Here is a 9,521-nt window from a genome sequence, read left to right on the forward strand (position 1 = left end):
AGTGCTCTGTTTCGCCGACGACGCACAGGGTTTCGATCGTGGTGAGCGAAAGGGCGGTCGGTAGGGTCATCTGTGTGTCTGACAACCATGGCGCACTGCTGGTCGGTGGCACGACCAGTGACGCGGGCAAGAGCCTCATCGTCGCGGGACTGTGCCGTGCGCTTGCACGGGACGGTGTGCGAGTGGCGCCGTTCAAGGCGCAGAACATGTCGAACAACTCCGCGGTGACGCTGGACGGTGGAGAGATCGGTCGAGCGCAGGCGTTTCAGGCTGTGGCGTGTGGGCTTCAACCGGACACGCGCTTCAATCCGGTCCTGCTCAAACCCGGAAGTGATCGGCGCTCGCACGTCGTCGTGCGCGGTCGGCCGTACGGTGACGTCGGTGCGGCCGACTATCACGTTCGCCGCAGCGAGTTGTCCCACGTGGTCGCGGACGAGCTCGCGTCATTGCGTCGCGACTTCGACGCCGTGATCTGCGAGGGAGCCGGGTCGATCGCGGAGGTGAACCTCCGCGCGACGGACATCGCGAACATGGGTCTGGCGAGGGCCGCCGACCTGCCCGTACTGCTCGTCACCGACATCGACCGCGGCGGTTCGCTCGCGCATCTGTTCGGGACGCTCGCGCTCCTCGAACCCGACGACCAAGCACTCGTTGCAGGTTTTGTCATCAACAAGTTCCGCGGTGACCCGTCTCTGCTCGATCCCGGTCTCGTCACTCTCCGTGAACGCACAGGCAGACGCACACTCGGCGTCCTGCCGTTCGCCGACAACCTGTGGATCGACGCCGAAGACTCGCTTGCGTCGCCCGTCGGCCGGCGAGTCGGAGGGCCGGTCGCCCACACCGGCGGACAGCGTCTCACAGTCGCCGCCATCCGACTGCCGCGGACCTCCAACACGACCGACGTCGAGGCACTCGCGTGCGAACCCGACGTAGACGTGACCTGGGTGGACGACCCCGCCGCCGTTCGGGCAGCCGATCTCGTCGTCCTTCCGGGCAGCCGTGCCACAGTCTCCGATCTCGCCTGGCTGCGATCCACCGGCCTCGCCGACGCCGTGGTTGACCGAGCGCGCGCGGGGCGTCCGGTGCTCGGCGTGTGCGGGGGATTCCAGATGCTCGCGCGGCGGATCACCGATCGAGTGGAGTCGACCGCCGGAACCGTCGACGGACTCGGCCTGCTCGACGTCGACATCGAGTTCCGATCCGACAAGACCCTCCGAACGTTCTCCGGACACGACGGTGCAGGTGCACCAGTCGCCGGATACGAGATCCATCACGGCGTCGTGACGCGAAGTGCTGAAGAGACATGGCTGGTGGATTCCGAGACCGGCCCCGAAGGCGCACGCCGCGGTCCGGTCGTCGGCACCCACTGTCACGGACTGCTCGACGGCGACGACATGCGGCGATCGTTTCTGCGGACGGTCGCCGTCCAGGCCGGACGTGCAGGGTTCACACCTGCGGCGGGACTGTCCGTGGCGAAGGTCCGCGAAGACCAGCTGGACACCATTGCCGATCTGGTCACAGAACACCTCGACATGAGAGCTGTGCACAGATTGCTCGAGGCGGGCACCGGGCCGCTGCCGTCCGTCCTATCCTGGCTGAGTGGAAACCGAGCACCTGAAAGTCGAGCATGACGGTCTGACCTTCGATGTGAAGCTCAGCGGACCGGCCCGCGGGCCATGGGTGGTGCTGTTGCACGGCTTCCCCGTCGACTCCCGCTGCTGGGACGATGTGGTCCCGCGGCTGCACGAAGCGGGCCTGCGCACCGTCACGTTCGACCAGCGCGGATACAGCCCAGGTGCGCGACCGGAGCACGTCGAGGACTACCGATTGGAGAAGTTGGTCGGCGACGTCCTCGGGGTGCTCGGTCACCTGAACATCGCGTACTCGATGATCGTCGGACACGATTGGGGCGGCATCGTCGCGTGGCATCTCGCCGCGAAGCACCCGGAACGCTTCACCGGTCTCGTCGCCGTCAGCACCGGCCATCCGTCTGCCATGAAGGAGGCGCTGGAGGCGGGTTCCGACCAGCGGGAACGCTCGTCGTACATCTCGACCTTCGTCAAACCCAAGGCGGAGCAGCTGCTCACCGAAGACAACGGTGTGCGACTGACCCGTCACGGGGTCACACCCGAAGAAGTCGCGCCGCTGCTGGAACCGGGCGCTCTCACCGGCCCGCTGAACTGGTATCGCGCCAACTTCACCGGCGACATCGCCGCCACTCTGGCGTGCCCGCCGGTCGAGATCCCGACAACCATGGTGTGGAGCGACGGTGACACCGCACTGGGTCGCGAACAGGCCGAGTTCAGCGGTCGCCACGTGTACGGCGACTACCGGTTCTCCGTCATCGAAGGCATCGATCACTGGGTGCCGCAGAAGGCGGCGAAGGCCGTCGCGAGCGAGATCTCGCTGCGGTCAGCGCTGTACTGACTCGAGGCGCGCGACGAGCTCGTCGACCTGAGCTCGGCCGTGCTCGTCGACGGTCAATGCCATGAACGACGACATTGCGAGCAGCACGTCGAACTGACGCGGGTTCTTGGGCTTGCCGAACAGGGAAGTCCTCTCCTTGATCGACACCTCGCGGTATGTGGAGACCGGGTTGCGAGCCGTCTCCTCCTTGCCGTGATGCTTGAACTTCGCCACGGTGACGCCGTCGAACACCAACGACTCTCCGTTCGCGCCGAGAACCTCGAGACCGGCCTGGGAGGGGGTTGTCATCGAAGCAGCATAAACCCACGCACCTCCTAGCGCAGGCAGGTGAAGCCATCCGGCATCTCGCCTCGTCCGAGGATGCCGCGAAGAAGCGTGTAGACGTCGTAGTCGCGGGTCAACGACGCGGCCAGTGCCGCCGCCCGGCGTGCGCACCCGGGCAGTTGCACAGGCGGTTCGATTCCGGCGGCGTCAACGATGTCGAGCGTGTGCACACTCAACTCGAAAGCTCGGGTGGCGAGGTAGTCCACTGCGGAGATCGCGCCGACCGGAGTGAGCAGCAGGTCGTCGTCGGCGAGTGTGTCGACGAGAGCCACACCGCGTGCGGCGAGGTCGTGGGCGTGATCGAACGGATCGTCGCCTAGCCCGACACCGGCGCGCACGCCCGCCTCGGTGATCACCGCCTGGTCGGTCACCCAGTCCAGGGCGGCGTGAAAGTACGCCGCCGGGCCGTCGAGAAGGTCACCGAGGCCCTCTACGGCATCGATTCGATCGCGGGCCGCCGCGACGTAGACCTCGATCGTGGTGAAGCCAGATCTGCACGTGTGGCCCACCAGCGAACGCATGGTCCACTCGCCGAGCGCGGGACGATCCAGTGTCGATGCGGGGACCCGGTCGACGACGTCCACGAACGCGGCGGACGAGTCGGCGTACCACTCTCGCACCGACACCGGATCGTGCAGGCTCACAACTCCAACCCCAGCAGTGCGTTCTCGAGAACCTCCGGCAGCGCAGGGTGGATCCAGTACTGGCCGCGTGCCATCTCGTGCGCCGACAGCCCGAAGCTCATCGCCTGGATGACGGGCTGGATGATCGACGACGCCTGTGCACCGAGAAGGTGGGCGCCGAGGAGTGTGCCGGACCCGCGTTCGGCGATCACCTTGCAGATTCCGACCGTGTCCTCCATCGCCCAGCCGTATGCGACGTCGCCGTACTTCTGGACCTTGACGGTGATGTCGAGGCCACGTTCGCGGGCCTGCTCCTCAGTGAGCCCGACACTCGCGATCTGCGGGTGCGTGAACACCGCAGCGGGCACGAACCGGTGGTCGAAGGAAGCGAGCTCGGCCGAATCCCAGCCGCGCAGGAGATTGCCCTGCACCACACGCTGCTCGTGGTTCGCGACATGCTTGAGCTGGTACGGCGAACTCACATCGCCAAGCGCCCACACGCCGCGAGCCGGCGTGCGGCCGTGGGAGTCGACCGGGACCCGGCCGTCGTCGGTGAGTTCCACACCGATCGTGTCCAACGACAGCAGGTCGCCGTTCGGGATGCGGCCGGTGGCGACGAGCAGTGCGTCGGCGTCGAGGGTGTCGCCCGAGTCGAACGTCAGTCGAACGCCGCCACCGTCGAGCATCGTCGCGCCCTTGACCTGGGTGTTCAAGTGGACGTCCCACTGCTCCGCGGCGACCTCGGTGAATCGGGCGCTGATGTCGTCGTCCATGGGACGCAGCAGTCGGGGACCGCGGGCGATCACCGACACCTCGACGCCGAGGCCCGAGAACACATGGGCGAACTCGGAGGCGATGTAACCGCTGCCGACGATGACCAGTCGCTTGGGCAGTTCCGGGAGCCTCATCACGTCGTTGTTCGTGTAGTAGCGGACACCGGACTCGGCGATGGCGTCCGGGACCGCGGACCGGGCGCCCGCGGCGATGACGACCTGTGATGCGAGAACCACATCGCCGGCCGCCGTGACCAGGCGGTACCGGTCGTCGTCGACGCCGTCGAATCGGACGTGACTCTCGTACACGGTGATGTTGGGGCAGCGATCCACGCGGTACTCGCGGCCGCCGGCGGTGATCGGGTCGATGCGGCCGAAGACTCGATCGACGATCGACGGCCAGTCGACGCTGTCGACACTCGCGTGGACGCCGTACCGACCGGCGCTCCGAGCGGCCTCCGCCACGTCGGCCGCGTACACGAACATCTTCGTCGGGATGCAGCCGACGTTGAGGCATGTCCCACCGAACAGGTTCTCCTCGAAGATCGCGATCGAAATGTCGTCGAACCGCTCGTCAGAGATCGAATTGCCGCTGCCGGTGCCGATGACCGCCAGGTCGACGATCTGTGGTGTGCTCACTTGTCGAACTCGCTCTCCATCCAGGCGTCGACCTCGGCGTACGCCCGTTTGCGCACACTCTCGATCGACAAGAACACGTCGTGCCGCGCGTCGGTCACGGCGACGGCCAGGACTCGGCCGCCGATGCATCCGGACCATTGCGCGATCTGCTTCACGTCCAGCACGCAGTCCGCCGTGTCGACCGACGCGTCGTACTTCCCGCGGAACGACGACTTGTCGGACCGCAGGACCAACGCCGGGACACCTACGTCGAGGCCGGCATGCACCTGTCGGTGTCCGGCGCGGACGGCGGACAACCAACCGAACGTCACCGGGAATCCGGAGAGGGGCTTGCGGACGAGGTCGTACGTCCATTCGCCGTGGACGTCGGCGTGCAAGCTGTCGCCGTACGCCGACGACAGTTCGCGGGGGAGCGACTGCATGCCGCGGACCGACCCGACGGCGGAGATCAGCTTGGACGCAGGCGTCGACCGCAACACGGCCTCGCCTTGCAGATCGAGCCAGGGGCTGTTGAGCAGAAGGCCGACGACGTGCCCGTGGCGTTCGGGATCGCCGGTCCGCAGTCGGTTCAACCACAGTGGCGTCACCAGGCCGCCCGTCGAATGGCCCGCGACGATCACCTGCGGTGTCCCGCCCGCGGCGCTCACCTCATCGGTGACGATGTCCAGTGAGGCGTTCAACTCCTCGTCGTAGAACGCGAGATCGCTGGTGTAGTGCGGCTGATGGTGAGCCTTCAGGGACCGACCGCACTTACGGAGGTCGAGCGCGTAGAACGCGTATCCACGCTCGTGGAAGAAGTCGGCGAGTTCGGTCTGGAAGAAGTAGTCGGTGAAGCCGTGCACGTACAACACCGCGCCACGCGGCGTGATGCCGTCGAGCGGGCGGCGAACGAGACTCGCGAAGATCGGATCCTCGCCGTCGGGATCCGTTGCGAGGGGGATGGTTCGGACTTCATAGCCGTCGAGAAACTCGTCAGGGCGCCAGTCGGTGGTCACGCCGACCACTCTAGTGCTGCTTCATCCGCGTGTCGGACGCGACACATTTGGAAGCACCGGTGCTACCTGTCAACGTTCGATGGTGAACAATGAGTCTCCTAGAGCGGCCCCTGGAGTGGGTCGGCAAGGATTCACCCCGACCTCGGAGGAGAGCAGCATCGTGTCGCAGAAGGTCATCAAGACGGACGTGGCGTTGATCGGCGCAGGCATCATGAGCGCGACGCTCGGCGCCCTCATTCGTCAGCTGGAGCCGAGCTGGTCGATCAGCTTGTTCGAACGTCTCGACGCGGCAGCGGCCGAGAGCTCGGATCCCTGGAACAACGCAGGCACCGGACACTCGGCGCTGTGCGAACTGAACTACACGCCTGCGGGCGCCGACGGCGAGATCGACATCACCAAGGCACTCACCATCAATGAGCAGTTCCAGATGTCGCGTCAGTTCTGGGCCCACGGCGTCGACAACGGGGTGCTCGGTGCCCCGGACGAGTTCATCAACCCGATCCCGCACGTGGCCTACTGCCACGGCGCCGACGGCGTCGAGTTCCTCCGCAAGCGCCACGCGGCGCTGTCGAGCCAGACGCTGTTCGAGGGCATGGAGTTCATCGACGACGCCGACACCTTCGCCGAGCGTCTCCCGCTGATGGGCGCAGGCCGCGACTATTCCGACCCGGTCGGTCTGAACTGGTTCACTGAAGGCACGGACGTCGACTTCGGCGCGCTCACGCAGCAGCTCCTGAACTACGTCGGCCGCGACGCCGACCTGTACTTCGGGCACGAGGTCCGCAACCTGAGCAAGCAGTCGGACGGCAGCTGGGTGATCAAGCTCCGCAATACGCGCAGCGGCGAGAAGCTCCGCGTCGAGGCCCGGTTCGTGTTCGTCGGTGCAGGCGGCGGCGCCCTCGGCCTGCTGCAGAAGTCGGGCATCAAGGAAGCCAAGGGCTTCGGCGGTTTCCCGGTCAGCGGTGAGTTCTTCCGCTGCACCAACCCCGACATCATCGCCGAGCACTCGGCGAAGGTCTACGGTCAGGCCGCTGTCGGTGCGCCGCCGATGTCGGTGCCGCATCTCGACACCCGCGTCATCAACCACGAAAAGGGTCTGCTCTTCGGCCCGTACGCGGGTTGGTCGCCCAAGTTCCTGAAGACCGGCGGCGTCCTCGACCTGCCGAAGTCGGTGAAGCCGGGCAACCTGGTGCCGATGATGTCGATCGCCCCCAAGGAGTTCGGTCTCCTCAAGTACCTGATCTCCGAGCTCGCGGCGAGCCGGAACGATCGTGTCACCACCCTGCAGGACTTCGCACCGCTCGCCGTCGGCGAGGACTGGGAGCTGATCACCGCAGGTCAGCGCGTCCAGGTGATCCGCAAGAACGGCATGGGCGGAAGCCTCGAATTCGGCACCGCCGTCGTCACCTCGGAAGACGGTTCGATGGCCGGACTGCTCGGTGCGTCGCCGGGCGCGTCGACTGCCGTCCCCGCCATGATCTCGGTCCTGGAGAAGTGCTTCACCGCCCACTTCGACGGGTGGCGCGACAAGCTGACCGAGATGATCCCGTCGTTCGGCCAGAAGCTCAACGACAATCCCGCCCTGTACAACCAGGTCTGGGACTGGACCAACCGCAGCCTGCAGCTCACCGGCGACAACGACTGACCGATGTCCGACGCGGTTCGGTACCCGTTCAGCGCGGTTGTCGGTCAGGAGCGGCTCAAACTCGCACTGATCCTGTCGGCGGTGTCGCCGGGGATCGGCGGGGTGCTGATCCGGGGCGAGAAGGGCACCGCGAAGTCGACCGTCGTGCGTGGCCTCGGACCGCTGCTCGGATCGCAGTCGCGGGTGGTCGAACTGCCGATCGGCGCGACCGAGGACAGGGTTGTCGGGTCGCTCGATCTGACCCGCGTGCTCCGTGACGGCCAGGCACACTTCACGCCCGGCCTGCTCGCCAAGGCGGACGACGGTGTCCTGTACATCGACGAAGTGAACCTGCTGTCCGACCATCTCGTCGACGTCCTGTTGGACGCCGCGGCGAGTGGTCGGGTGACCGTCGAACGCGACGGTGTGTCCCACACCCAGTCCGCCCGGTTCGTTCTCGTCGGCACGATGAACCCGGAGGAAGGGGAGTTGCGGCCGCAGCTCCTCGACCGTTTCGGTCTGGTCGTCGACGTGGCGGGCCCGCGCGACGTCGACGAACGAGTGGCGATCGTGACCGCCCGCATGGCGTTCGACGCCGATCCGGCCGGCTTCTCCGGTCGGCACGATGCCGCCGAGTCCGAACTCGCGGCACGGATCTCGCACGCGCGCACGGCGCTGCCCGACGTGGTGCTGCCTGTCTCGGAACTGCGTCGCATCGCGGGCATCTGTGCGCACCTCGACGTGGACGGCCTCCGCGGCGACATCGTGATGGCCCGCACCGCGACCGCTCATGCCGCGTGGCGCGGCGCGTCAGAGGTGACCGAGGACGATGTCCGCGTGGCCGCCGAACTGGCACTCCCACACCGTCGTCGACGCAATCCGTTCGACGAATCGTCGATGTCGGAGGAACAGCTCGACGACGCTCTCGGCGCAGGTGACGACGCCGCGTCGCGTGACCCGGACGGCGCTCCTCCCGGTTCGCCCGACGGCACTCCTCCCGATTCGCCTGACGACAGTCCTTCCAACTCGTCGAGCGATTCTTCTGGCTCGTCGAGCGCAGTCGAGACGTCAGAGGACCCCGACGACGACCCGCCACCGAGCGGCGGCGGCTCTCGAGGACCGCAGTTCGGCACGCGACCGACAGGTGGGTCTCCACGTGTGCGTACCTTCCGCGCCGACGGAGTGGGGGACGGCGACCCCGGTCGGCGGTCTCGTGCCCGCAGCACACGCGGTTCGACGGTTCGTGACGTCGACTTCGGCTCCGGAACCGGCGTCCACCTGTTCGGCACTGTGCTCGCGGCGGCCCGACGGGCCTCCGGCGACGGGATGCCGAGTCTGCAGCCCGGCGACCTGCGTGGAGCGGAGCGGATCGGCACCGAGTCGAACCTCGTGGTGTTCCTCGTCGACCTGTCCGGGTCGATGACTGCACGCTCGCGTCTGACCGCGGTCCGGGACGCATGCGTCGAGATGCTGCGTGATTCGTACACCCGCCGCGATCGGGTCGCGGTGGTCGTCGCCGCAGGCGCGGACGCCTATGTCGCTGTCCCGCCGACTCGCTCCGTCGACATCGCCGTCGGTCGTCTGGCTCAGGTCCGCACCGGAGGTCGGACGCCCCTCGCCGAGGGATTGCAGCGCAGTGTCGAGGTGATCGACCGGTCGGCCCGCGTGGATCCTCATCGTCGGCCGTTGCTTGTGCTGCTCACCGACGGCCGGGCGACAGGTGGGCGCGACGCGGGGCGTCGGGCAGACGAAGCGGCCGACGATGTCGCACGCCGCGGCATCAGTTCTGTCGTCGTCGACTGCGAGCAGGGTTTTGTCCGTCTCGGTTCCGCGGTGGCACTGGCCCAGCGGCTCCGAGCCGAGTACGTGCCTCTCGACGACCTCGCCGACACCGGCCTCGCCGCGGGCATCCGCGGCGTAGCTTAGGTCCCTCCCGCTCCTGTACGGCGACCTTCCTCGTCCCACTGCTCGTTGAGCGAGGTTCGTCCCCGGTCAGTGACGCCCTTCCTGCTCGTTGAGCGAGCGAAGCGAGTCGAAGCGTCTGCACATTGAGCTGGGCCCGTTGCGGCGCTTCGACTCGCTGCGCTGTGAGTATTTGGGGTGGTCGACCTGGGGC

The 9,521-nt window shown here is 67.1% G+C and carries 8 protein-coding genes; 4 read left to right on the forward strand and 4 right to left on the reverse strand.

Going from position 1 to position 9,521, the window contains the following annotated elements; all coding sequences use genetic code 11:
- Positions 1–74 precede the first annotated feature (74 nt).
- Together GM1_RS10010 and GM1_RS10015 are read left to right on the forward strand one after the other, a co-directional pair.
- Positions 75–1,631: a cobyric acid synthase gene (locus GM1_RS10010; protein ID WP_008378456.1), complete on the forward strand. Its 1,557-nt coding sequence runs from the start codon at positions 75–77 to the stop codon at positions 1,629–1,631.
- Entirely contained in the window at positions 1,600–2,427 is an 828-nt protein-coding gene (locus GM1_RS10015; RefSeq protein WP_008378458.1) for an alpha/beta fold hydrolase, read from the forward strand. Before GM1_RS10010 ends, GM1_RS10015 begins: the two co-directional genes overlap by 32 nt.
- Here GM1_RS10015 and GM1_RS10020 read toward each other — a convergent pair.
- Genes GM1_RS10020 through GM1_RS10035 form a run of 4 tightly spaced genes read right to left on the reverse strand, consistent with a single transcriptional unit; the run spans position 2,413 to position 5,790 of the window.
- The gene (locus GM1_RS10020) at positions 2,413–2,715 is read right to left on the reverse strand and encodes a hypothetical protein (RefSeq protein WP_008378459.1); all 303 of its coding nucleotides are present in this window, start codon (positions 2,713–2,715) and stop codon (positions 2,413–2,415) included. The genes GM1_RS10015 and GM1_RS10020 overlap by 15 nt on opposite strands.
- A 26-nt stretch (positions 2,716–2,741) precedes the next feature.
- Entirely contained in the window at positions 2,742–3,395 is a 654-nt protein-coding gene (locus GM1_RS10025; protein ID WP_008378461.1) for a DinB family protein, read from the reverse strand.
- On the reverse strand, positions 3,392–4,786 hold the full coding sequence (mtr, locus tag GM1_RS10030) for a mycothione reductase (protein ID WP_008378463.1): 1,395 nt from the start codon (positions 4,784–4,786) through the stop codon (positions 3,392–3,394). The genes GM1_RS10025 and mtr overlap by 4 nt, the downstream gene beginning before the upstream one ends.
- Positions 4,783–5,790: an alpha/beta hydrolase gene (locus GM1_RS10035; protein ID WP_008378465.1), complete on the reverse strand. Its 1,008-nt coding sequence runs from the start codon at positions 5,788–5,790 to the stop codon at positions 4,783–4,785. The genes mtr and GM1_RS10035 overlap by 4 nt, the downstream gene beginning before the upstream one ends.
- A 151-nt stretch (positions 5,791–5,941) precedes the next feature.
- On the opposite strand from GM1_RS10035, the gene mqo reads away from it, so the two are divergent.
- Both mqo and GM1_RS10045 read left to right on the forward strand, forming a co-directional pair.
- The gene (gene mqo, locus GM1_RS10040) at positions 5,942–7,426 is read left to right on the forward strand and encodes a malate dehydrogenase (quinone) (protein ID WP_008378467.1); all 1,485 of its coding nucleotides are present in this window, start codon (positions 5,942–5,944) and stop codon (positions 7,424–7,426) included.
- Positions 7,427–7,429: 3 nt separating this feature from the next.
- Positions 7,430–9,331: a VWA domain-containing protein gene (locus tag GM1_RS10045; RefSeq protein ID WP_008378469.1), complete on the forward strand. Its 1,902-nt coding sequence runs from the start codon at positions 7,430–7,432 to the stop codon at positions 9,329–9,331.
- Positions 9,332–9,521: the final 190 nt, after the last annotated feature.

The sequence above is a fragment of the Gordonia malaquae NBRC 108250 genome, assembly GCF_000344135.1.
GTDB classification, from domain to species: Bacteria; Actinomycetota; Actinomycetes; order Mycobacteriales; family Mycobacteriaceae; genus Gordonia; species Gordonia malaquae.

Bases quoted from the DNA above. Each gene is read 5' to 3' on its own strand.
- GM1_RS10020 (WP_008378459.1), bottom strand. From the start codon at position 2,715: ATGACAACCCCCTCCCAGGCCGGTCTCGAGGTTCTCGGCGCGAACGGA.
- GM1_RS10045 (WP_008378469.1), top strand. From the start codon at position 7,430: ATGTCCGACGCGGTTCGGTACCCGTTCAGCGCGGTTGTCGGTCAGGAG.